The sequence below is a fragment of the Colwellia sp. 1_MG-2023 genome (assembly GCF_030546755.1).
Lineage (GTDB): Bacteria > Pseudomonadota > Gammaproteobacteria > Enterobacterales > Alteromonadaceae > Thalassotalea_H.
Genome location: NZ_JAUOPE010000016.1, coordinates 60,673 through 83,355 on the forward strand (window position 1 = coordinate 60,673; position 22,683 = coordinate 83,355).

Annotated in this window: 25 protein-coding genes and 1 riboswitch; of the genes, 16 read left to right on the forward strand and 9 right to left on the reverse strand. The window is 35.1% G+C overall.

Annotation, left to right across the window (positions count from 1 at the left end; translation table 11 throughout):
• Positions 1 to 22 precede the first annotated feature (22 nt).
• From Q4493_RS15960 to Q4493_RS16010, 11 genes are all read left to right on the forward strand, one after another.
• A complete protein-coding gene (locus Q4493_RS15960; RefSeq protein WP_303454750.1) occupies positions 23 to 262 on the forward strand; it encodes a hypothetical protein in 240 nt (79 codons plus the stop codon).
• 115 nt (positions 263 to 377) lie between these two features.
• Positions 378 to 758 (forward strand): hypothetical protein, encoded by a 381-nt coding sequence (locus Q4493_RS15965; RefSeq protein ID WP_303454752.1) that lies wholly within the window; start codon positions 378 to 380, stop codon positions 756 to 758.
• A gap of 325 nt (positions 759 to 1,083) precedes the next feature.
• A complete protein-coding gene (locus tag Q4493_RS15970; protein ID WP_303454754.1) occupies positions 1,084 to 1,533 on the forward strand; it encodes an acyltransferase in 450 nt (149 codons plus the stop codon).
• Between the two features lie 114 nt (positions 1,534 to 1,647).
• The gene (locus tag Q4493_RS15975; protein WP_303454756.1) at positions 1,648 to 2,769 is read left to right on the forward strand and encodes a serine hydrolase; all 1,122 of its coding nucleotides are present in this window, start codon (positions 1,648 to 1,650) and stop codon (positions 2,767 to 2,769) included.
• Between the two features lie 128 nt (positions 2,770 to 2,897).
• The gene (locus tag Q4493_RS15980) at positions 2,898 to 3,209 is read left to right on the forward strand and encodes a cupin domain-containing protein (RefSeq protein WP_303454758.1); all 312 of its coding nucleotides are present in this window, start codon (positions 2,898 to 2,900) and stop codon (positions 3,207 to 3,209) included.
• Between the two features lie 110 nt (positions 3,210 to 3,319).
• Complete coding sequence (locus Q4493_RS15985; RefSeq protein ID WP_303454760.1) at positions 3,320 to 3,727, forward strand: hypothetical protein; 408 nt, start codon at positions 3,320 to 3,322, stop codon at positions 3,725 to 3,727.
• A 35-nt stretch (positions 3,728 to 3,762) separates the two neighbouring features.
• Complete coding sequence (locus tag Q4493_RS15990) at positions 3,763 to 4,047, forward strand: putative quinol monooxygenase (RefSeq protein WP_368506790.1); 285 nt, start codon at positions 3,763 to 3,765, stop codon at positions 4,045 to 4,047.
• Positions 4,048 to 4,165: 118 nt separating this feature from the next.
• Positions 4,166 to 4,621: a lysozyme inhibitor LprI family protein gene (locus Q4493_RS15995; RefSeq protein ID WP_303454762.1), complete on the forward strand. Its 456-nt coding sequence runs from the start codon at positions 4,166 to 4,168 to the stop codon at positions 4,619 to 4,621.
• A gap of 121 nt (positions 4,622 to 4,742) precedes the next feature.
• Positions 4,743 to 5,435, forward strand: a complete 693-nt coding sequence (locus Q4493_RS16000) for a 2'-5' RNA ligase family protein (protein ID WP_303454764.1) — start codon at positions 4,743 to 4,745, stop codon at positions 5,433 to 5,435.
• Positions 5,436 to 5,557: 122 nt separating this feature from the next.
• Positions 5,558 to 5,944: a tautomerase family protein gene (locus Q4493_RS16005; RefSeq protein WP_303454766.1), complete on the forward strand. Its 387-nt coding sequence runs from the start codon at positions 5,558 to 5,560 to the stop codon at positions 5,942 to 5,944.
• 497 nt (positions 5,945 to 6,441) lie between these two features.
• The gene (locus tag Q4493_RS16010) at positions 6,442 to 6,813 is read left to right on the forward strand and encodes a VOC family protein (RefSeq protein ID WP_303454768.1); all 372 of its coding nucleotides are present in this window, start codon (positions 6,442 to 6,444) and stop codon (positions 6,811 to 6,813) included.
• A gap of 246 nt (positions 6,814 to 7,059) precedes the next feature.
• Here Q4493_RS16010 and Q4493_RS16015 read toward each other — a convergent pair whose 3' ends face one another.
• Both Q4493_RS16015 and gloB read right to left on the reverse strand, forming a co-directional pair.
• Complete coding sequence (locus tag Q4493_RS16015) at positions 7,060 to 8,712, reverse strand: LysM peptidoglycan-binding domain-containing protein (protein ID WP_303454770.1); 1,653 nt, start codon at positions 8,710 to 8,712, stop codon at positions 7,060 to 7,062.
• 113 nt (positions 8,713 to 8,825) lie between these two features.
• Positions 8,826 to 9,635, reverse strand: coding sequence for a hydroxyacylglutathione hydrolase (gloB, locus tag Q4493_RS16020; RefSeq protein WP_303454773.1), 810 nt, complete (start codon positions 9,633 to 9,635; stop codon positions 8,826 to 8,828).
• Positions 9,636 to 9,768: 133 nt separating this feature from the next.
• Between gloB and Q4493_RS16025 the strand changes: the two genes are divergently transcribed.
• Both Q4493_RS16025 and Q4493_RS16030 read left to right on the forward strand, forming a co-directional pair.
• Entirely contained in the window at positions 9,769 to 10,539 is a 771-nt protein-coding gene (locus Q4493_RS16025) for a class I SAM-dependent methyltransferase (protein WP_303454776.1), read from the forward strand.
• A gap of 73 nt (positions 10,540 to 10,612) precedes the next feature.
• Complete coding sequence (locus Q4493_RS16030; protein WP_303454778.1) at positions 10,613 to 11,371, forward strand: Nif3-like dinuclear metal center hexameric protein; 759 nt, start codon at positions 10,613 to 10,615, stop codon at positions 11,369 to 11,371.
• A gap of 94 nt (positions 11,372 to 11,465) precedes the next feature.
• On the opposite strand, the gene Q4493_RS16035 is transcribed toward Q4493_RS16030, so the two are convergent.
• Positions 11,466 to 12,083 (reverse strand): ElyC/SanA/YdcF family protein, encoded by a 618-nt coding sequence (locus tag Q4493_RS16035; protein WP_303454781.1) that lies wholly within the window; start codon positions 12,081 to 12,083, stop codon positions 11,466 to 11,468.
• Between the two features lie 362 nt (positions 12,084 to 12,445).
• A riboswitch (Lysine riboswitch) is annotated at positions 12,446 to 12,642 on the forward strand.
• A gap of 191 nt (positions 12,643 to 12,833) precedes the next feature.
• On the opposite strand from Q4493_RS16035, the gene lysC reads away from it, so the two are divergent.
• Positions 12,834 to 14,204, forward strand: coding sequence for a lysine-sensitive aspartokinase 3 (lysC, locus tag Q4493_RS16040; protein WP_303454784.1), 1,371 nt, complete (start codon positions 12,834 to 12,836; stop codon positions 14,202 to 14,204).
• 74 nt (positions 14,205 to 14,278) lie between these two features.
• Here the strand turns inward: lysC and queC are convergent, their stop codons facing one another.
• Positions 14,279 to 14,938, reverse strand: coding sequence for a 7-cyano-7-deazaguanine synthase QueC (gene queC / locus Q4493_RS16045; protein ID WP_303454848.1), 660 nt, complete (start codon positions 14,936 to 14,938; stop codon positions 14,279 to 14,281).
• A gap of 110 nt (positions 14,939 to 15,048) precedes the next feature.
• Here queC and queE point away from each other — a divergent pair, with 110 nt between their 5' ends.
• A complete protein-coding gene (gene queE / locus Q4493_RS16050) occupies positions 15,049 to 15,723 on the forward strand; it encodes a 7-carboxy-7-deazaguanine synthase QueE (protein WP_303454786.1) in 675 nt (224 codons plus the stop codon).
• Between the two features lie 45 nt (positions 15,724 to 15,768).
• On the opposite strand, the gene pdsS is transcribed toward queE, so the two are convergent.
• Together pdsS and pdsR are read right to left on the reverse strand one after the other, a co-directional pair.
• A complete protein-coding gene (gene pdsS, locus Q4493_RS16055; RefSeq protein ID WP_303454789.1) occupies positions 15,769 to 17,955 on the reverse strand; it encodes a proteobacterial dedicated sortase system histidine kinase in 2,187 nt (728 codons plus the stop codon).
• The gene (pdsR, locus tag Q4493_RS16060) at positions 17,955 to 18,683 is read right to left on the reverse strand and encodes a proteobacterial dedicated sortase system response regulator (protein ID WP_303454791.1); all 729 of its coding nucleotides are present in this window, start codon (positions 18,681 to 18,683) and stop codon (positions 17,955 to 17,957) included. Before pdsR ends, pdsS begins: the two co-directional genes overlap by 1 nt.
• A 261-nt stretch (positions 18,684 to 18,944) precedes the next feature.
• Here pdsR and pdsO point away from each other — a divergent pair, with 261 nt between their 5' ends.
• Positions 18,945 to 19,769 carry a sortase-associated OmpA-like protein PdsO gene (gene pdsO / locus Q4493_RS16065; protein WP_303454793.1) on the forward strand — a complete coding sequence of 275 codons (825 nt, stop codon included), beginning with the start codon at positions 18,945 to 18,947 and terminating at the stop codon, positions 19,767 to 19,769.
• Between the two features lie 217 nt (positions 19,770 to 19,986).
• Here pdsO and uspE read toward each other — a convergent pair whose 3' ends face one another.
• The 3 genes from uspE to Q4493_RS16080 form a co-directional block, all read right to left on the reverse strand.
• Entirely contained in the window at positions 19,987 to 20,916 is a 930-nt protein-coding gene (gene uspE, locus Q4493_RS16070; protein WP_303454795.1) for a universal stress protein UspE, read from the reverse strand.
• 189 nt (positions 20,917 to 21,105) lie between these two features.
• On the reverse strand, positions 21,106 to 21,825 hold the full coding sequence (gene fnr / locus Q4493_RS16075) for a fumarate/nitrate reduction transcriptional regulator Fnr (protein WP_303454797.1): 720 nt from the start codon (positions 21,823 to 21,825) through the stop codon (positions 21,106 to 21,108).
• Positions 21,826 to 21,873: 48 nt separating this feature from the next.
• Positions 21,874 to 22,542, reverse strand: coding sequence for a sulfite exporter TauE/SafE family protein (locus Q4493_RS16080; RefSeq protein ID WP_303454798.1), 669 nt, complete (start codon positions 22,540 to 22,542; stop codon positions 21,874 to 21,876).
• Positions 22,543 to 22,683: the final 141 nt, after the last annotated feature.

A 22,683-nucleotide genomic window follows, 5' to 3' on the forward strand; every position in this document is an offset into this window, starting at 1 on the left:
TTAGCTTGGAAATGAGAGTCTGGTGAAAAATTCAAAAAGCGAAGGAAATCAATCAAGCCTAGCAAATTATATGACATTGTTTTTTAGCATGTTTTTAACATTGTCTATTTTTCATAAAGCAGGGTTTAAGTATAACTTTATTTCTGATGATTTTGATTTAATTAAATTTATTATATTTCTTGGTGTTTACCTTGTCATTTATGAGTTTTGTAATGCTTTTTTTAGTTGGCTTTACCCTAATATAGTAAAGGAAAAGAAATAGGACTCTTTCAAGCTGTTCAAGCAGGAAATATACAGTTAGTTGGTTTAGCTTAGCTATACATTTTAGCCAACAAACTTTTTGCCTGTTAATTAAGTATTAGTTACTAAGGAAGCTTATGCGAATTTATCACTGGTTTTATGTTAGCTTACTGTTAGCTGTAACTTTAGGTCGTTTAATTCAGAAAGTTACTATGGACACTGGTGGGTTTGCAAGCCGATATTTACCAATAATAATCGCGATGTTATTAATAACGGCTTATGTTGGTTGTGTGTTAAATAAACCCATCTTAAATCGTTATTTCTGGCGAGGTGTTTTTTATTTTTTTTCGATAGTTAGCTTAGGGGCTTTATCCTTCTCATTTTATTTAATAATAAGTTTCGGTAACACAGTCATAATTAAAGTTGCATTTATCATGTTAGGGCTTGTTATTGTTTTTCCTGCTCTATTGTCCATGAATAAGTATTCTCATCTAAGTAATACGGTTTGGCGTAAATAGGCAAGTGTAATTTGATATATTCATCGAATGGTATTTAATTATGAGTAAGTTGCAACTTGATCACTATAGGGTAAAACTTATTGGGGCATGGTTATTCAAACATTCGTCATTGTGCTTGCTAAATTTGCTCTCGCTTAGGTAAAACTTATCGGATCCATGTTGTGCTCCAAAATGTTCATGTATGTTTATTTGTACAAGGTGGCGAAGTAGCTCATAACAAGTCAATCGAGCAGGAAAATTTACAGTTGGTTGTTAGCAGTGGGTTCAACAATTTTAGCCAATAGCAATTTGTCGCTTAAAACGGCGTTAGGCATACAAGGTCAGCATGCATAAAACTATTACACTATCAGAATACGTGAAAAAGCGTAATGGCGTAGCTCTTGGCGCACCTGGTTCTATGACTAATATGGTTAAGCGTTCGTTAGGTGCAAGTTCGTTTTATATGTTTTGGCAATATTGGAACCCAATATGGGGGTATTACCTTTCTCGTAAAGTAATGAAACCATTGAGGCAACTACTTCCAACCTGGCTAGCAATTATTATGACTTTTGCTGTTAGTGGAGCATTACATGACTTGGCTATAACGGTAGTACAATGGAAATTAACGTTTCTTTTTACACCATGGTTTACCTTTATGAGCTTTATAGTTTTAACTACAAAGTATTTAGGTATTTCATACCGTGAATATCATTGGTTGATTCGAGCATCGATAAATATATCATTCGTAGTAGTATGCTTAATTGTTACTCGTCAGTATGTCATACAAGTAGCTTAAACAAACGGTAAACACTTGGTTTTGTTCATGGCATTCACTATTATAACTAAGTGTTTTAGCCCATTTTTTTGGCCGTTATGTGCTCTCGCAACTTTTAAAGTGAAAAGGATTACAATGAAATTAGTAACAGGAATGATATTGCTAGCTCTTTTGCCTACACCATCAATAGCGAAAGATTTAGAAAAAAAAGTCGACGAATTATTTAGTGTTATAGATGACAATAATGCGCCCGGCTGTAATGTCGGTGTTATCCATAATGGTAAATTTGTTTATAAAAAAGGGCATGGCTTGGCTAACTTGGAACTAGGGGCAAGTTTAGACGGTAATAATATCCATCGAATTGCTTCGGTTTCAAAACAATTTACCGCCATGTCTGTATTACTATTAGCAGATGAAGGAAAAATCAATTTAGATGATGATATTAGAAAACACCTACCGGAATTAAAAGATTACGGAAGTAAAATCACCATAAACTCTATGCTTGGGCATACTAGTGGGATGGCTGATTATGATTATATTTCTAGCTATTCAGAAGACGAAGTAGAAGGTGGACTAAATTTACGTAATTCAATGGGAAATCCATTCCGTTTAGGCAATGAAGATTATCTCTCTATTGACGATTTCTACGACGTTGTAAAAAAAGTATCGCTACGTCACGAGCCTAATAAAAAATGGCAATATAGTAATCTTGCATACTTTTTACTCTCAATGTTAGTTGAAGAGGTTTCTGGTGAAAGTTTAAGGGATTATGCAAATAAACGTATATTTCAGCCCCTTGAGATGAATGATACTTTTTATAGTGATGATCCTACAGAGATTGTCAAAAACAGAGCGAGTGGTTATAAAAAGAATGATAAAGGTGGCTACCAAACTGATATGACAAATCTATTTTGGGTTGGTGATGGAGGTCTACATACTAACCTTGATGACTTATTAAAGTGGGATCAGCATTTTTATAACCCTAGTCTTGGAAAAAATCCTCAACAATTAATGGTACTATTAAATACACCTAATAGTAATTTTTCAGTTTCTGGTGGTTTATACGCAAATGGGCAAGTTGTAACTAAAGTCGATGGTTATGATGCCTATATGCATGGTGGGGCTTGGTTAGGTGTTCAAACATTTTACCTTCGGATACCGAAAAAGAATCTATCCACGATAGTGTTGTGCAATGATGCAAACCAAGATTCAGCTTCTTACGCAAAAGCTATTACTGAATTTTACTTGCATAATTAATTTATAAACAAACAACTAAATAGACAGGGACACGCAACAGTTGATTTTTATTCAATTTTCGTTTGTTAATTAACTGGTATTTGCTTGTTAGTGGGACGTTATATGCTTATTCATAATTGGGAGCTTACGTGAAAATAATTAGATGTAAAGCGTTCAAACCTGAACGTGCTTGGGGTGCAATAAACATCGCTAATATGAACGGCATTACGACGCGATTACATTGGACTGATCAACCTTATAAGTGGCATGTAAACGATGGCGAAGAAGTATTTGTTGTTTTAGATGGCGTTGTTGAGATGTTATTTAAGGAAAATGGAGTTGAGCAATCAACAGTGCTGGAAACTGGTGATATATTTTATGCTTCTATAGGAACTGAGCATGTTGCCCACCCTCGCGGAGAGGCAAGAATCTTAGTCGTAGAATCGGAAGGAAGCGTATAACAATCAAAATTAATTAGAATACGTAACAGTGGCTTGATTTTGCTCGACTTTATAGCCAACTAATTTTTGTCTCTTAATGAGGCGTTATATCTTACAAAGGTTTTTGTAGTATGAAGAAAGTTATTAATATCATTTTAGCCGTTATCGTGTCTTTTGCAGTGAATGCCAATGAAAATATTTTTTCTGGTACTTGGACACTTGTTTCAGGTGAGTATATTGATCACGAAGGTAACTTGATAAATTATGAAACGCTTAATTTGAAATCATTAAAAGTGATTAACGAGACTCATTTTAGTTTTGTTAGTATGTCTGGTGATAAGTTTTGGAGCTCAGGTGCAGGCACTTTTACGTTAACAGATAACGAATACATAGAGTCACCTACCTATACATCATTTAATTCCCCAAAAGGTAAAAAATACGTATTTAAATATAGAATAGAGGGAGATAAATGGTTCAGTTCAAGATGGGAAAATGATAAACGAGTAGAGTATGAAGTATGGCAAAAGCTCAGTAAATAGCGGTATAACAGGCCGTTTTGTATTACAGGAGCTTAGTGTTGACTAAAGTTATATTACAGGGATTTATCGTCGTACCACATTCAGATCTTGAAGCGGTAAAAGCTGAATTAAAAACTCACAAAAAACTTACTTTAGCAGAAGATGGATGTTTAATTTTTGAAGTTGAGCCCGATGATAATAACCTTAACAAATTTAATGTTTACGAAGAATTCATAAACCAGTCTGCGTTTGATAATCACCAAGCTAGGGCTAAGTCATCTAAGTGGGGTGAAGTAACACAAAATGTTGAAAGGCATTATCAAATAAGTTGTTGTGAATAAAGGTGTAATGAGTTGTTTTAGCAGGAGCGTAAAAGTGAGTTCGGCTATGTTTCGCGATAGCTTTAACAAACTATTAATAAACGCTTATTGTAGACGTTAGGTTTACTGAGGAAGTTTAGTGTTAAATGCCAAAATTAGTTGTTTAATAACGTTATTGTTTAGTTTAAATGTTTATTCTGTTGATACTTCGGTCTGTTATGACACAGCAATGAGTCAGCTTGACTTAAACCGATGTGCGGGAGTAAATAATAAAAAAGCTGAGCTAGAAATGCAGCGAGTTATATTAGAGATTCAAAGGCTATATAAAGGTGAGGTTAAATTTCTTAGTAACTTAGAACAATCTCAACAAAACTGGGAAACTCAACTTGAGTTAGATTTAAATTTAAAGTTTCCTAAAGCAGATGAAGCCTTGTATTACGGTAGTGTTTTTCCAATGTGTTATTCCAGTTATAAAACAAGGCTCATGCTTCAACGTATTGCGTTTTTGAAAGAGTGGTTAGAGGGAAGTAAAGAGGGGGAGGTTTGTTCTGGTTCTATAAAGCACGAATATTTTTTAAAGCATGTTGAAAGATAAAACCAAACAAGCCAATTTAGCGAGTCAGCTCAAAGTTGAGGGTTATTACATCGCTCAATATTTTCGCCAACTTTTAATGTTTTTTTAGTATCGCGTTATGTACGTAAGTGATTAATCAAGTATGCCCGATCTTAAAAACTTATATTCTCAAATGTGGCTAAATTCAATTGACAAATTTCACAATAATAATTGTGAAATAGATGATTTAATTCATGACCAATCAGACATGAGAAGAGGAATTACGGTATTATCTTATCTTGATAACTCGGTTAGTGAAAACATAACTAACTTTCTAAACGAATTGCAAGTTATAGAGCCGGAGCAGTATTACTACCCTAGAAGTGAATTGCATTTAACTATCTTATCGGTTATTTCCTGTTTTGTTGGGTTTAAATTATCAAGTATTAATGTCGAAGATTATTCCGCAATATTCCAAGAAACAATGTTAGATTTTGAACCATTTACCATTAATTTTAAAGGTATTACAGTTTCCTCATCTTGTATTTTAATTCAAGGATTTCCTGAAAGTGAACAGTTAAACCATTTGAGGGATTCTTTACGGGCAAACTTTAATGGCTCTAAACTTAAAACCACAATTGATTCACGTTATAAATTATCAACAGCCCATATAACTGCAGTAAGATTTCGTGCACCGTTTAAAAATAATCACCAACTTATGGCTGTATTATCTAAATTTAGAAATTATGATTTTGGTACTTTAGAAATAAAGTCATTAGATCTTGTCTTTAACAATTGGTATCAAAATTTATCTATTACAAAGAGTTTATCTAGTGCTAATCTTAAGACTAGATAAAAACTGCTGGCAAGTTATTTAATAAGATCTTGAACCGTTGGTTTTAAGTTTTTCATCGTCAATTTTTAAGCAATAATTTTACCTCTTAACGAGGCGTTATACGTATATAGGGAAGTTTAGGCATGGTTGTCGTCTATGGAATAAAAGAAAATTTAAACCCAATTAAAGCACAACTTTCAGATGTTATTCATAAATCGATGCAATCTATACTAAAAATGCCAGAAGATAAAAGAGCGCACCGCTTTATTCCAATGAATAAATCAGACTTTTATTATCCAGGCGGGCGTTCAGATAATTATATTGTTATCGAAATCAATATGATGGAAGGTCGTCAAATTGAAACTAAAAAATCTTTAATTAAATCATTGTTTTTAGCAATTGAATTAGAGCTAAATATATCTCCGGTTGACGTAGAAATTACGATTAAAGAGCAACCTAAACATTGTTGGGGATTCCGCGGTGTCACTGGTGATGAAGTTAATGATTTAAAATACAAAGTCAATGTTTAATCAGTTTGGATTCAATTTAAAACCGTTGGTTTTTATCTAACATCGTTCAAGTTAATTAACTATTTCGCTTGTTGGTAGAGTGTTATGAATCTAGGACAAATAAGTAGTGAAAATCAAGTTTAGTGTCTTTGGCAAAACAATGTCTTTCCATAAAGTAAATCAGTAATGGCAATTGTTTAATGAATCAGATATAAGTATTCGTTCTAGAGTCTATGATGTTGTGATTCCGTCAGATTTACAGGTAAGTGAATTAGCGACTTATCTTGATGATATTTATCATGAATACTCTTGTAATAAACATCCTAACGTAATTGAAATTAGAAATTAAATCACTAGAACAAAAAAATTAAAAGCGGAATTACTTTCAGTATCCTCATTTTTTTCGCTATATAATTTTTGTTGTTAATATAAGCGTGAAAGCGCAAAAAAATAAAAGCGCATTAGAATAGAAGAGTAAAAAAAGATAACAAAATAACAATAGAACCAAGGAGTGTAGAATGGAATTAGGTGCATTTTCAGTCAGCTTAGCGGTAAACAACATCGAAGAATCAAAAATTTTCTATCAAAAACTAGGTTTTGAAATCATTGGTGGAGATCAATCTCAAAACTGGTTAATACTTCGAAATGGTCAACATACCCTTGGGTTATTTCAAGGGATGTTTGAAGGAAATATTATGACATTCAATCCCGGTTGGGATCAAAATGGTAAAACACTCGAATCATATACGGATGTTAGAGAGCTTTTAAGAGAATTTGAGGCTCAAGGTGTAAATATCATCCAGAAATCGATTAACGGCGACAGTGGTCCTTCGAGTTTTTCTTTGAAAGACCCCGATGGTAATTCAATACTCATCGATCAACATATATAACCAAGGTTAACAAGGCGTTGCATTGTATGCTGGTGAGCTTGGTGTTAGTAGTACTAAGAAACTAGCCAAGAAACTCGCATGCAATTATCTTAATTCAAAAAGACAATGCCCTGGTTTTCTTGTTCTTTGAAAGGAACAAAATAACAAAGCCCTTATTAACCTTAAAGCACAGTTTTGTAGCTAAACTGTTTTAAAACTAACAAGTTAGGGCTCTGTCAAAGAGGTTATTTCTACTATTATTTTATGTTAAATTGCGTTCGTGACATCGATCGATAATTTAAGCATTTGTCCAGGTTGCAGATACTTTTTTCGATTGAGTCGATTCCAACGTTCAATATCTTTAATTGAAACATTAAATTTATCTGCGATTCTTGCGAAGGAGTCACCACGCCTTACTTTATAGGTAATGTTTCGCATGATTGCTTGGTCATTATGAGACATTTGTGCTGATAATAAACTGTCTTTTGCTATCTTAGCTTTTTTCCAAATAACAAGTTTTTGGCCAAGTTTTAAGGTATCTCTTGGCGCCATGCCATTCCATTTCGCTAATTGACGATAATTAACGCCATAGGTGCGACTAATGTCCCAAAAATTATCACCAGAGACTACCGTATGAATAATTTTTTCATTGCCTCTAGGTGTATTTTGTTTTTTTGCTAATCGTTGATCTTGAGACAATATGTAAGTATCAAGCGATTTTGCCGCCACAGGAATTAATAAATGCTTACCTGCACGAATGTTATTACCGCGAATATTGTTAACTTGTTTGATCACGCCAATGTCGGTATTAAATTTTTTCGCTATTCTTCCTAAACTATCTCCATTTTTAATTTGATAACGCTGCCAAGCTAAGCGATCTTCCTTGCTGAGTTTGCTCAAACCAGCTTTAAATTTCTCTACCTTATGATTTGGAATTACTAAATAATGTGGCCCTTTAGGGTCTGTTGCCCAGCGATTATAGCCTGGGTTTAAATGTTGCAGTTCTTCTAAAGGTAAATCAGCAAGCTCAGCTGCTTTTGCTAAATCAATTTGGGAGCCAATATCTACCGGTGTAATAACACTTTTATTTTCGATTTCAAAAAATTTAATATTGAAATCAGCAGGGCGTTTTACTAAATCTGCTAATGCTAATAGTTTAGGCACGTATGCTCTTGTTTCTTTAGGCAAATCAAGCGACCAAAAATCTGTTGGCATATTACGTCGAGCATTATTTTTTACCGCTCTTTGAACTCGACCTTCGCCAGAGTTATAAGCAGCAAGTGCTAATAGCCAATCACCATCAAAAAACTTATGTAAATATTTAAGATATTTAATGGCACCTTTTGTTGATGCGATAACGTCTCTACGGCCGTCATACCACCAGTTTTGTTTCATACCAAAACGAGTACCGGTACCTGGTACAAATTGCCACATGCCAGAAGCTCTACCATGAGAATAAGCAAAAGGATCAAATGCACTTTCTACGATAGGTAATAAGGCCATTTCAAGCGGTATATTGGCAGCTTCAAGTTCTTCAACTATGAAGTGCATATACGGCTTTGCTCGTTTAGCTACGCGATCTAAATAATTTTGATTTTTTGCGTACCAATTTCTTTGTACAACAACACGACGGTTTTGTTCGATGGGAAAGGTTAATTGTTCTCTGATGCGTTGCCAGACATCGTCACTCACATTGACGTCTTCTGATAATGAAATTTCAACGTCATTCACGGGATGTATCACATCTGCAGTTTCATCAGCGAGCAGTGCTTGGCTAATATCAACAGGAGAAGCGATATTTTCAAGTAAGAGCGTATTAGTTGCTTGGTTGTTATTAGCTGATAAACCTTGATTTGGTGTTGTACTTTGACAACCCACTAAGGCGATAGCGGCGGAAAGTGAAAAAGATATATATTTCATGAAAAATCTAACTATGAATACTTGATGTTTAGTGTCACTTATTTGAAGTTAAGGATCAACAAGCATAGAAAAATATATGTACCGATTAAGCAAATATATTTTTCTATAAGCTATTAGAAGGTATCTTTCCAACGACGTAAGCTGGTGAAGGTTTCAAGTACTGAGTTCATTGCTTGTTGGCTATATTCTTGCACACTGGCTTGAATTTTTTCGTCATGACAACGTAAAAAGGGGTTAATTTGTTTTTCTCTTAATATCGACGAGGGTAAAGTCACTTTATTTGCCGCTCTAAGTTCTTGTACTTGGTTATAATAATGAACTAGTTCAATATTCGTGGGATCAACCGTTAAAGCAAAAGTAAGATTGGCTAATGTATATTCGTGTGTACAGTAAACACGGGTTCTTTCCGGAAGCTCTTTTAAACAAGTTAATGAAGTGTGCATTTGTTGAGGCGTACCTTCAAAAATTCTGCCACAACCACCTGAAAATAATGTGTCTCCACAAAATAAAATATCGTCTGCATGATAAGCAATATGACCTAAGGTGTGACCTGGCAAATCAATAATATTAAAAGTTAAATCAAATGTTGGCAGCTCAACTGTATCACCTTGTTGTAATTTTTGTGTCGCAAAAGGAATGTTTTCGTGCAAAGGTGCGTATACCTCTATCTGCCAACCTTTATCTTGACAATATTGATGAAGTGCCTCAATGCCACCAATATGATCAGCATGATGGTGAGTGATGAATATAGCGGACAGCGTTTTGTGATGCTTTTCAAGATATTCGATACAAACATTAGCATCACCAGGATCAACTAAGATAAGCTGATCACAATGGTTTGCAGAAATTGCCCAAATATAATTATCAGAGAATGCTTTTATAGGTGAAATTACATTTTTAGCTGTCGATTGTTGGGTATTCATGGCTGCCCCTTTATAACTTTCAGGTTATTATACTGTGACTAGTTAAATTGTAACGATTTTATTTACCGGTAACATTTGTGCAAGTTATCCAATAGTTTTATAGTTAACCGATACTTACTGAGTTTAAAATACCATGAAACCAGCACTCGCATTTAGACAACCTCATTCACCTGCATCTTGGCTTGAATTACCTAATGGGGAATTAATAGTTGCTGAAATCAACCAACTTTTAGCGCCTTGGTGGCCTAAATTTTTTGGTTATCATTTGTTGAAAATAGGGGCGTTGAGCAGCTTTGTTGATAGTCAAAGGTGCCCAATTAAACATCATGTGGCTTTATTAGAACATCAAAAAGTTGCTCAAAGTCAAAATGTGCCAGTTTATGCAGAAATAGATGATTTGCCTTTTCTAGAACATAGTGTAGATGTTTGTGTTTTAAGTCATGCCTTAGAGTTTTCGTTAGATCCCCACCATGTAATTCGAGAAGCCAATCGAGCTTTAATACCGAATGGCTACTTAGTACTTTCAGGATATAATCCTTTTAGTTTAGCTGGGCTTAATAGTTTTATTCCGTTTAGAAGGCAACATTCTCCTTGGAGTGAACGCTTTTTCTCTGCAATGCGGGTAAAAGATTGGTTGCATTTAATGGGCTATGAAATTCTAATGGACGAAAGATGCTTACATTCAACGTTAGCCACCAATATTAGTCAGGGTTTTATTGCTAGACATTGTCGAAAATTCGCCCAACGATTTTTCCCAAGTTTTGGCTCTATTTATGTGATAGTCGCTAAAAAACGAGTTTTACCTTTAACGCCTATCAAACCGAAGTGGAAATTACGTACTCAACTTAATCCAGTTAATGTTTCAACATTAAACTCCTCTCGTCAGCAAAATAAGTGTAAATAATATAAATTTATGCTGATTTTACGGGCGTAAATTAGCTAAGATTGTCGCTATAAAATACTACGAGTTCTACCAAATGACTAGAAACGATTTTGAACGATATTTAAATGATTTATTAAAGCCAGAACAGATCAAAGATTTTTGTCCCAATGGTTTACAAATACAAGGCCGAGACACCATTCAGAAAGTTATTACAGGGGTTACGGCAACACAAGCATTAATCGATCGTGCTATTGAAGAAAACGCTGATGCGATTGTTGTTCATCATGGCTATTTTTGGAAAAATGAGTCTTATGTGATCCGTGGTATGAAGCATAAAAGGATCAAAGCATTATTGACGCATGATATTAATCTTTTTGCTTATCATTTGCCGTTAGATATTCATCCTCAATTAGGCAATAACGCCCAATTAGCCAAGTTATTAGCCATAACCCCTACAGGTCCTCTTGAGCTAGGAAATAACTTAAGTGTTGCTGTACAAGGGGTATTTTCTCAAACTATTTCTGCATCAAACTTATCGGCCAGAATTAATAAACAATTACAGCGTGAATGCTTGCATATTGCGCCGCCATCGAACAAACCAATAAAAACTATTGCTTGGTGTAGTGGTGGTGGACAAAACTATATCGAACTTGCCGCGGAGCAGGGCATAGATGCATTTTTATCTGGTGAGGTTTCTGAACAAACTACTCATGTAGCTCGTGAAATGGATATTCACTTTTTTGCTGCGGGTCATCATGCCACTGAAAGGTATGGCGCTAAGGCGTTAGGTGAATATTTACAGCAAGAATTATCTATAGACGTTCAGTTTGTTGATATTGATAATCCTGTGTAACTGTAACTGTAACTGTAACTAGTTTAATGATTAAGCTTTCTGTCTATTTATAGAAGAACAAAAAGCTTAATCTTCACTTTTACATTGTCATCTTTTAACTGTCAGATTTTAACCATTGAACTAATAATCCGATGCTTTCGTACCAAGCATTGGTTGTCTGAGTTAAGTTATGACTTTTAGGTAAATAGTACGACCAATTTTTATAACCATCGATATTTTTCACCCAATTACTGGCGGGAGCTGGGATAACATCAATACCGTGTTGTTTAAAATAATTTACAGCTCTTAACATATGATCAGCATTTGTGACTAAAACAACATTTTTACCTTGCACTCTTGGCGCGATTAATTCAGCTTCTTCTTCAGTATCTTTGGGAAAGCTTTCAACAATAATTTTGCTTTCTGGAACACCTAATAACATGGCTGCTTTTTTAACATTTGTCGCATTTGAATCATTATCGTCAAAAGCAGCGCCAGAGGTAATTAATTGTGCTTCAGGGTGTAATTTAAATATTCTTAACCCTTCAACTAAACGTTGTAATGAGCAAGGGAATAACTGGGAGGTCGCAGGAAGATCAGGATTACTCGTGTTACCACAACCTAAAATAACAATATAATCAATCGGCTTTTCAGTGTATTGATAACTGGCAAAATTATTTTCTAATGGTTGCATAACACGATCAGAAACATACCCTGTTGATAATAAAATCAATAGGAAGCTGGCAGTAAGCAAACATTTAAAACTAAGCGACGGTTTTTTATAAAATAAAATTAAAGCGATTATTAATAATAACGATATTAAGCTTAACGGCATTATTAAAAAACCAATGATTTTTTTCAGTAAAAACAAATCCATTTATTTCTTCAACAGACAGTAAATAAAAGATAATTTTAACAAGCTTTTTATTTAAATTCAGTACCTGGTCTTAAAATCTTCCTCTTTATTTTATCATTGCAGATAATTTAGACATCCAGTGTATTGATTTATCGTAACAAATGGGGTTTAATTAGCCCGCTGTTAAATTAGACTAAATACTCCAATTGGAACCACTCGTTGGGTATTAACTAATTTAACGCTCCAGAAGAGGAGCAATAGCTAGGTAAATAACCCGAGGAAACCACATTCCTATGACTGTTATTGAGGGAGACTATTGCCGAGGGTATTCAGAGCCGTGGTATCTGATACTCGGTCACTAAGGTTGAATCCTTAGGATTGTCACCTCTACTTGGCAATGTTGCTAAGTAGAATAGGGTGGAGAGCTTCTGGCTGAAAAGTTAAGCTTTGTACTTTTAATACATCTCTTCATTCAGTCATGCTCTTCCTTGATGTAAATATTGTTAAGATAACTTAGCAAATAGGGAGACCTACTATGGTTTTTAAACCTTCTTATATTTTTAACATTAGCCAGCACGGCTCTTTTTATTCTAATCATTTATCACGATTGATCGATGGAGTGTTTTCATGTCATCTTTGATAAACAATCAAGCTCGAGAAATAACCGTATCTAAATTTGGTGGTACAAGTGTTGCTGATCATCAAGCCATGCTTCGATGTGCACAGATCATTAAAAATGATCCTGCAAATCGTGTGGTCGTTGTTTCGGCAAGTTCAGGGGTTACCAATTATCTTGTTCGTTTAAGTCAAGCTAACGTCAGTGAAGCTGAGCAACAACAATTGCTTGAAAGCATCAAAAATATTCAATTGAACATTTTGGCTGAAATTGAAAATAGCGAACCGTTAGAGGAAAAAATAAACGGGCTATTAAATGAATTAACCGCTTATGCACAAGCTCAATCATTAAACCATAGCCTTCGTATAGCCGATGCAATATTATCTTTTGGTGAGCAAATGAGCTCATTATTATTTGCTCAAGTGCTGCAATCAATTGGCGTTAATGGCCATACCTTTGATGTTAAACAAATCATGAAAACCAATGACCTGTATGGCCAAGCGGTTGTTGATTTAGACAAGTTAGCCAAGTGCACAGCAACATTTTTAACCGAAAAACTTAACGATCAAGTGATTGTTACTCAAGGATTTATTGGTCAAACGGCTGACGGCCATACCACAACGTTAGGAAGAGGCGGTTCAGATTATAGTGCCGCTTTAATCGCTGAAGCCTTGGGGGCAAAAAACTTAGCAATATGGACAGATGTGGTTGGAATTTTCACAACAGATCCCCGTATTACTGATCAAGCACGAGCAATAAAAGAAATCAGCTTTGGTGAAGCGGCTGAAATGGCGACATTTGGCGCAAAAATTTTACATCCAGCCACCTTGATTCCGGCCATGCGTAAAAATATTCCTGTTTTTGTTGGTTCAAGTAAAGAGCCTGAAAAAGGCGGAACTTATATTCAACAAACAGTGGCCTCGAAACCAACTTACCGTTCTATTTCTTTACGAAAAGAGCAAACTTTGGTGACAGTTAAAAGCCCTGCAATGTTACATGCAAGTGGTTTTTTAGCGAAAGTTTTTGCCGTATTAGCTAAGCATGAATTAAGTGTTGATTTGATCACCACTTCAGAAATAAGTGTTGCGATGACTTTTGATAATCCTTCAGGCTCTACACAAGCTTTGTTAAATTCAACCGTAGTAGAAGAACTAGAACAACTTTGTGAAGTGTCGGTAGAAAATGGTTTATCGCTAATTGCTGTCGTGGGTAATAATATTCATAAAACTAACGGTGTTGGTACCAGCATATTTGATGCGTTATCTGGTATTAATGTGCGAATGATTTGCCAAGGAGCTAGTGAGCATAATTTATGCTTTTTGGTGAACGAAGCGCAAGCAAATGAAACGGTAGAAAAATTACATAATAAGTTATTTTCTTAATTTTTGTTCTCTTTTCGTTGCTTAAAATAAAGCGTTAAGATGCTATGTAGTTAGTATCTTAACGATTAATAATATTAGTCTTCGTAAGCTAATGGGTCGACAACATTATTGTCGCTAAAAGCTTCTAATCTTTCTTGGCAAGCGCCACATTTACCACAGGCTTTTTCACGACCGTTATAGCAAGTCCATGTTTTACTGTAATCTAACGCCATTTTTATTCCATCTGTTAGAATATCCGATTTGGTCACCGTTAAATAAGGACTGAAAATTTCCACGGCTTCATAATTCGCAATTTGACAAACATCATTCATTTTTTCAACAAACTCAGGGCGACAATCAGGATAGATAGCATGATCGCCCGAATGTGCGCCGTAATAAACTTGCGCTGCGCCAACAGATACCGCATAACCAACGGCTAAAGAAAGTAAAATCATATTTCGGTTAGGCACGACAGTGGATTTCATGGTTTCCGCTTCGTAATGTCCTTCAGGAATATCAATATCATCGGTTAATGATGAGCCTGCTAATAATTGATTAATTGTTGTAATATCAATTACTTTATGGGGAACATTTAAACTTTTACATACGTCACTAGCACATTGCAGTTCTTTGACATGACGTTGTCCATAATCAAAGGATAAAGCAAACACCTCTTTACCGTCTTTTAACGCGCGATTAAGAACGGTGAAAGAATCCATGCCGCCAGAATATATAACCACGACTTTATTATTAATATTAGGACTAATTTTGCTGCTCATCTTTGGACTCTCTGAGGTATAATAGGAAACTTGCGCATTTTACTTGAAATTTCTTCTCCGATAAATAGGCAATAAAGAACGCTATTATGACGACAAAATACAAAATAAACGAATTATTTGAAACCATTCAAGGAGAGGGAGCTTTTACTGGGCAACCGTCAATTTTCCTGCGTCTTCAAGGTTGTCCTGTTGGCTGCTCTTGGTGTGATACTAAACATACTTGGGAAATTAATTTATCCGATGAAGTCGATCACTTAACTATGACCAGTAAAACTGCTGAATCTGATCAGTGGGCTGCGTTAAGTAGTGAAGACATTATTGATATTTTTAGTCGTAAAAAATTTAAAGCAAAACATATCGTTATTACCGGTGGTGAACCTTGCATGGTCGATTTAACGCCACTTTGCTCGGTATTAGAAGCACATGGCTTTAGTTGTCAAATAGAAACCTCAGGCACATTTGAAATTAACACTACAGAGAATTGTTGGGTTACTGTTTCGCCAAAAGTGAATATGAAAGGTGGATACAAAATATTGACCTCAGCAATGCAAAGGGCCAATGAAATTAAACATCCGGTCGCTACCGAACAGCATGTTGATGATTTAAAGGCATTATTAACTGATCACAAGGTGACAGCAAAGCCAATTTATTTACAACCTATCAGTCAAAAACAACGAGCAACAGAATTAGCAATTAAAACCTGTATTGAAAACAATTGGCGTTTATCGATTCAAGTACATAAATATATTGGTATTGAGTAATTTTTATAACCGATCACAATAATCGTATTGATTGTAGTTAATGGCTTAATTGTTTTGGATTGGTAAAATAATTGTTATCGTCACGCCTTTAGGATTATGATGATTACTTGCCTGTATATTACCTTGGTGAAATTGACAAATTAATCTCGCCATATAAAGCCCTAAACCTAAGTGGGGCCTTTTATTTTCAGCCGTTAATTCATTAAGATCTTGATGATTGTCTCTGATTGAAATCATCGAATCAAATAGCCTTTCAGTCATCTCTTCTGGTAAATAACGGCCATTATTACTGATGTGTAGGGTTAATGAATTTGATTGTTGTTCAATAGCTAAAGTGATTTTTTTATCTTCACTAAATTCAACGGCATTACTGATCACTTTATCAAGCAGTTGAGCGATATGTTCAGGAGAGCCATTCATGGTGACTTTTTCATCGCTAAAATTTGTTTGAAAATGATAGTTTTCATAAATTTGTCGATAACCTTGTAAACAGCCATTTAATACCTGATAAAAATTAAAGGTAATACAGTCGGTATTTTTTAACATTTGCTCTAATCTAGTAGCTTCACTCATGTTGGTTAAAATTAAATTTAGTCGGTTTAATCCTTGCTGTGCTCTTTCAATATAAGCATTTGAATGGGGGGAATGTTGATTTTGAATGGTTAGATTCTCTAATGATGTTCTAACGACAGCAATTGGTGTTCTTAGTTCATGAGATAGGCGTGATGACATATTTTCGAGGTAATGGTTATATTGGCTCAATCGACTTACCGCCGTTGAAAAACTGCGAGAAAGATCGCCAATCTCATCATTTTTAGTCGATGCTGTCATCGCTTCATTTATTCTCCCGTGTTCATCAATCGCCTGTTCTGCTTGGTTTCGTAATGCTCTGATCCTATTCGAGATCCTTGATGCGAAAAAAAAGAAAGCCATAATACCAAAAATCATGATCGCTAATATGCTAGTAAATAACTTTTCTAAAGCTTGATTTCTAACGGTTCGAATACCATTGTTGGTTTCTTCTACTATCACAGCTCCATGTACTTTATTACCAAAATAAATGGGATATGCAGCTGTTAAAATAACGGCTTTATTATCACTAGAAAGTCGCCATTGTGATTGAGGTATTCCTTGTAAGGCTGATTCTATGTGTTTGCCTGTAAGGTTTTGTGCATCATAAAGTTGATCAATAAAGGCTTTAGGTGGCTGAGTGAGTAAACGTTTAAACAGAGGTTTTAAAAGTGCTTGTAACTCTGTGCGCCATGAATCTTCTTGGTTTATGCTATTTTTTTGCCATAGCCCATTGGCAGCTTGTATATCGCCAGCCTTTGCAAGCACGCGATGATGTTGATCAACTACCCAAACACTGGAATTGGTGTAACTCATTCCTTTAACGATACGTTCTATTTCAGGTGATGGTACTAATATGGTGCCTAACGAGTCTTTATTGGTTGTATTTGCGCTAGCAATCGTACTTTTTGTCTGTCCAAAGGGTTCATCAACATCGTGAATTGAAAAAGCTAAATTATCACTAATGTTTTTAAGCGGAATTCGAAACTCAATATTATAACCTTGTGGTGTTTCAAGCCATTTCCCTTGTATAAAAAGCGCCGGTGTAGGAGGAATAATTTCGTCATCTTGTATTTGAAATACATCTAACCATCCAGCATGCTTATTTGCCACAAGGTAGCGTTGAAATCTGCCTTGTGGAGTGGTGAAGGCTAATTCTAAACGGTCATTTAATTCAATACTTCGGGCATTGTTATCGCGATAGATGACATTGTCATCGACAACACTGACAAAAAAATAAAGATATTTATCATATTTTCCCACTGCTGCAGTGTAATTATTTGATAACTTTTCAATGGTTAATGGTAATGTATTCTGGTTGTTGGTTAGCTGGTTATCAACACCGTAATAATGTGATTTGGCAAGATAATTTGGCCAATCTTGATGGCTACCATCTAAATTAATTGGGTGATTAAGTTGGTAGCCGTATAAATCTTTGCCTTTTTCAACACTAGGTAAAAAGCTTGCTTGATTGTTAAAAAGATTAGGCCGTTCATGTAACGCAGTCGCTAAGGCACGGGCAGTACCTATGATGGTTTGCTCTTGACCAAACCTTAAATACTTTTCCATCTCCCATACATATTGATAACCAAACCAAGGGATAGCGACTAAAAATGAGGAAAGCAGTAATAACTTGCTTCGCAAACCGAATCTAAACTGCATTATTTAGCTATGACCTGATCATCAGCCGTATTATTGAGGCCTTGTTCCCATCGATAGCCCATACCGTAAACCGTTTCGATACAATCAAAGTTTTTATCATGTAGGTTAAACTTTTTTCTGATCCGTTTGATATGAGATGTGATCGTACTGTCATCAACGTAAATGTTTGAATCTTGCATAAGTTGTTGTCGGTTTTTAACATGGCCAGGTTTTTTAGCTAATGCATATACCATCCAAAATTCGGTAATGGTTAAATCTATGAGGTTACCTTGCCATTTCACTGTCATTCTTTGACTATCAATCGTTAAATCTTGAACGGTCAGTAAATGGTCTTGCTCGGTAGGTTTATTTAAAGCATCTTCCCGTCTAAAAAGTGCAGAAATTCGTGCCGTTAAATGGGGGAGACTAATATCTTTGGTTAAATAGTCGTCGGCACCAATTCGTAAGCCTGATACGGTATCGACATCATTATCGCGTGCGGTTAAAAAAATGATGGGTAAAGTGATAGATAAACTTCTTAACCATTGGCACAAGGTAAAACCGCCATCGTATTCTTGCTCAAGGCCAATATCTAAAATTACTAAATGAGGTAATTTAATACTAAAAGCCTGTGTGGCAGTAGTTCTATTGGCGTAAGTTTGCACTTGATAGCCTTGCGCGCGCAGTACGTCAGCGTAATTTTCTCTGATCGCAGCTTCATCTTCGACAATAGCAATTCTTTTTGACATTTATATCTGTTTACCTAATTGAGTTTATATCAGTTATTAGAGCAATTATGTTCTGTTGACAACAACACTATATAAAAGTTTATTGTTAAATTCTTGCATTTCGACACATTGCCATATTGTTGCCACATTTGTTCATTGTATCGCCATTATTGTGACCTTTTAATGGCTTTTTTAGTTGGTTTAATACTGTCAACACAAAGAGTTAAGTAAAAAAACTCTTGTATTTAATTTAAATCTAAAACAAACAATAAAGGTGACATCATGAAAAACGCGACGTTTAACCAAACCACTAAAAATCACGGTCTGAAAAAAACTTTGTTAGCCTGTTGCATTGCAACATCTTTGGTAACAGCGCCAACTATGGCAAATGACGCATTGAAAACAGACGATATAAATAAAGCCCAGCAACATAAAAAATATGAAAATATAGGGTTTGGAAGTGGTCTTGTTTTAGGTGCTGTAGTAGCAGGTCCTGTCGGGGCGTTTGTTTCCGGCATTATTGGTGTCTTCACCGCAAAACATATTAATGTTAGTAATGATAAAGATGAATTAGTAGTGAAACTTTCACAAGAGCAAAATAATCATCAACTCGCGTTAGCAAAATACCAGCAAAAAATGAAACAAATAGAGCAAGAATATCAAGATGAACTACTTGCATTACAAAACAGTCAACATAATACCACGCAACTACAAGCTGAGAATCTTTTGATGAGTTTACAGTTTTCAACGGGTTCAAGTGATATTCAACCACATTATCAAGATCAAATAGATTCATTAGTGACTTTATTAAAACAAGCCCCTGAATTGATGATAGATTTATCTGGCTATACTGACTTACAAGGTAATGAAGAGCTTAATCATGCCTTATCAATTGCCCGTGTCAATGCCGTTAAACATGCCCTATTAGATAAAGGGATCACCGCTGAACGTATCAATTTGTTTGCTTTTGGTGAAGAATCACCAGTAGTTGCCAATAATCAACAAGAGGTGAGTTTCTATGACCGCCGTGTTGTGATCAAACTTAAAGCCAAGCCAGGACTAACAGATGACACGTTAAACCAACAACAAACCGTAAGTAACTATTAAATAGTTTTTACTTAAGCCTAGGGGCTGTTGATCTTTCGCGGTTAAAATTTGTTCGAGATAAAATCGTTTTAATCGCGGCGTGTAGTGTCTAGCTTAGTCATTTACTTTTGTGAAAAGTTTTCGAGTAAAAGGAAAAACCAAGGTATTCACCTTGGTTTTTTCACTAACTTATTAAGTACAAATAGGGCAATGGTTTAACTTTACGATAAACCTATGCTTAATTAGCTAAGGGAGAAACATAACCATCGGGTTTTAAGGCTAAAACATCACAGTTTAAATTATCAATCAAATGTTCCGCAGTATTACCAATAAGCGCCGCAGATAAACCCGTTCGACCAATGGTACCTAATATAACTAATTCAGCATCTAATTCATCCGCTAGTCTGACAATAATATCTTCTGGTAATCCTTCTTCTACATGAGTATTTTCTTTACTGATGGAAAATTTTTCGGCATGTTCATTCATCGCCTCAAGGTGATGATTAAACATAGAATCATTATATTCGTTAGCATTAAATTCAGGAATTTCGATAGCAATATTAACGGGGGTTCCAGGGAAAGAATTAACTAAATGAACATTAGCTTTGATTAATTTTGATAAATTTATCGCTTCTTCGGTAATTTTAACATTAAGTGATTGATGCTCAGCTTCCGCACTACCAACATTTAACGCCGCTACTATATTACCATTCATTGGCCATAAGTGATCTTTAACTAATAATACTGGGCATGGGCACTTACGTAGTATATGCCAATCAGTTGGCGTAAATATCACTGATTTTAATTTATCGTGTTGATGTGTACCTTTAATCACTATATCAAAACCATTGTGTAAAACTTCTTCAATAATGGGTTCAAAGGGGCGATTATGCCAAATGACTTTGGTCGTGATTGAAATATTTTCTTTTGGTAAATCTTTAATTAATTCATTAAGCCATTGTAGACGATCCGTAATTAAAGATTCTCGCATAGCTTCTCTTTCATCATTGGAAAGCATAGTGGTCATTTCATAGGAGAAATCATAAATAGATAAAAATGCCGTAATGGTCGCTTTAGTTTGTTTTGCTAGCTCTATCGCTCTTTTTAAAGCTTTTTGATCTTCTGTGGTTGGATCTATGATTGCTAAAATTTGATGATATTTTTCCATATTGGCTCCAGATTGACTCAGGCTAATGATTAACTTTTAGTATAGTTATATTCTTATATAACACATAGTTGATGATTGTTTTAAATCAAAAAAGGCGGTTTTAATATAAGCTTATTTAGCCTATTAAATTTTAGTAGAAGTTACTGGAGTTTTTAGTGTGGAGAAGTTCTGAAAGAAAGCTAAGTGCTGCTATAACGCAGCACAATCTTCAAGTTTATCGTTATCTAAAATGGTAATAAGCTTCCCATCTACTTTAATTAATTCATTTTTATTAAATTTATTTAATAATCGACTAATTGTTTCTACGGTTAATCCAATGTAATTACCAATATCACTGCGGGTCATTGTTAATCTAAACTCGCTTGCTGATAAGCCTCGAGCATGATATCTAGCACTTAGGGCACAAAGAAACGTTGCAAGACGTTGTTCCGCATTTTTACGGTTAAGCAAGGTTAACATTTCTTGATCATTCTTTATTTCAGAGCTCATCATCCGAAGGATTTGTTTTTTAAGCTTTGGCATACTATTGGATAAAGAATCTAAGGTATTATAAGGGATTTCACATACCATTGAAGTTTCTAATGCTTTTGCAAAACTTGGGTGTTCAGACTCAGCAATCGCATCAAACCCTAGTAAATCACCAGCCAAATGAAAACCAGTTATTTGTTCTTCGCCACTTTCATTGACCGTGAAGGTTTTGAAAGTACCTGAGCGAATAGCATATAAAGACTGCATTTGCTGGCCATCTTGAAACAGCTCTTCTCCTTTATGGATGGGGCGTTTTCGGTCAATGATATCATCGAGTGTTTTTAATTCATTTTCATTAAGAGAATAAGGTAAACAAAGCTCACTGATGCTACAGTTTTGACAATGTATATGTTGTTGTGAAGCGCTTTGATTCTTGTACATATTATCCTTAACAACCTAGGAGGTAATTTATTTTACGAAGTTATGTTATTAAATCATCAGTTGGTATGCAATCATTAACGTATATAAACCATATACAATTAGTAATAATGCCATGATTCTTTTAAATATCGTTTGTTGTATTAATGATTTTATTTGCTCAAAACCAAATGAAACTGTTAATAAAGCAGGAAGCGTACCTAACCCGAAAAACATCATAATCAATCCTCCGTTCAACGCACTGCCGCTTGCTAGGGACCACGTAAGGGTTGAATAAACAAGCCCACAAGGTAACCATCCCCATAACACACCCAGAAAAAATGATTTTTTAATAGTATTTACTGGGATTAGTTTTTTACTAAAAGGTGAGATCACTTTCCAAATGTGCTTGCCGATGACTTCTACTTTGGTAAGCCACATTAGCCATTGTCCAATATACAAACCAAGCAAAATTAAAAATAACCCCGCGACCATTTTTAACATGATCACTGGAAATCCTAATGACTTTATAGCGAGAGAGCCTGAAAAACCGGCAATGGCACCAATAAAAGTATAAGAAAGAATTCTGCCGATATTGTACGTCAATATATAAGGCAGGTTATTTTTTCGTTGCTTTGGTAAAGCAGACGTCAACATAGTTGTTATGCCGCCACACATAGCAATGCAATGTCCGCCTCCTAATAAACCTATGATGAAGGCTGAAAAAAAGTTTAGTTCCATTTTTTATTATATTTACCAATCAATTAAGCCAATATTAACATTTTTATTTAAAGGGATATAGTTACTTAAATAGTTAAGGTTAAACAGCCATTGACTGAGTTGATGATTGAGTTTTCATAACAGCGAGTAATTTTGTTAACT

Coding starts and splice junctions, on each gene's coding strand:
- Q4493_RS15965 (WP_303454752.1), top strand. CDS start 378: ATGCGAATTTATCACTGGTTTTATGTTAGCTTACTGTTAGCTGTAACT.
- Q4493_RS15970 (WP_303454754.1), top strand. CDS start 1,084: ATGCATAAAACTATTACACTATCAGAATACGTGAAAAAGCGTAATGGC.
- Q4493_RS15975 (WP_303454756.1), top strand. CDS start 1,648: ATGAAATTAGTAACAGGAATGATATTGCTAGCTCTTTTGCCTACACCA.
- Q4493_RS15985 (WP_303454760.1), top strand. CDS start 3,320: ATGAAGAAAGTTATTAATATCATTTTAGCCGTTATCGTGTCTTTTGCA.
- Q4493_RS16000 (WP_303454764.1), top strand. CDS start 4,743: ATGCCCGATCTTAAAAACTTATATTCTCAAATGTGGCTAAATTCAATT.
- Q4493_RS16005 (WP_303454766.1), top strand. CDS start 5,558: ATGGTTGTCGTCTATGGAATAAAAGAAAATTTAAACCCAATTAAAGCA.
- Q4493_RS16010 (WP_303454768.1), top strand. CDS start 6,442: ATGGAATTAGGTGCATTTTCAGTCAGCTTAGCGGTAAACAACATCGAA.
- Q4493_RS16015 (WP_303454770.1), bottom strand. CDS start 8,712: ATGAAATATATATCTTTTTCACTTTCCGCCGCTATCGCCTTAGTGGGT.
- gloB (WP_303454773.1), bottom strand. CDS start 9,635: ATGAATACCCAACAATCGACAGCTAAAAATGTAATTTCACCTATAAAA.
- Q4493_RS16025 (WP_303454776.1), top strand. CDS start 9,769: ATGAAACCAGCACTCGCATTTAGACAACCTCATTCACCTGCATCTTGG.
- Q4493_RS16030 (WP_303454778.1), top strand. CDS start 10,613: ATGACTAGAAACGATTTTGAACGATATTTAAATGATTTATTAAAGCCA.
- lysC (WP_303454784.1), top strand. CDS start 12,834: ATGTCATCTTTGATAAACAATCAAGCTCGAGAAATAACCGTATCTAAA.
- queE (WP_303454786.1), top strand. CDS start 15,049: ATGACGACAAAATACAAAATAAACGAATTATTTGAAACCATTCAAGGA.
- pdsS (WP_303454789.1), bottom strand. CDS start 17,955: ATGCAGTTTAGATTCGGTTTGCGAAGCAAGTTATTACTGCTTTCCTCA.
- pdsR (WP_303454791.1), bottom strand. CDS start 18,683: ATGTCAAAAAGAATTGCTATTGTCGAAGATGAAGCTGCGATCAGAGAA.
- pdsO (WP_303454793.1), top strand. CDS start 18,945: ATGAAAAACGCGACGTTTAACCAAACCACTAAAAATCACGGTCTGAAA.
- uspE (WP_303454795.1), bottom strand. CDS start 20,916: ATGGAAAAATATCATCAAATTTTAGCAATCATAGATCCAACCACAGAA.
- fnr (WP_303454797.1), bottom strand. CDS start 21,825: ATGTACAAGAATCAAAGCGCTTCACAACAACATATACATTGTCAAAAC.
- Q4493_RS16080 (WP_303454798.1), bottom strand. CDS start 22,542: ATGGAACTAAACTTTTTTTCAGCCTTCATCATAGGTTTATTAGGAGGC.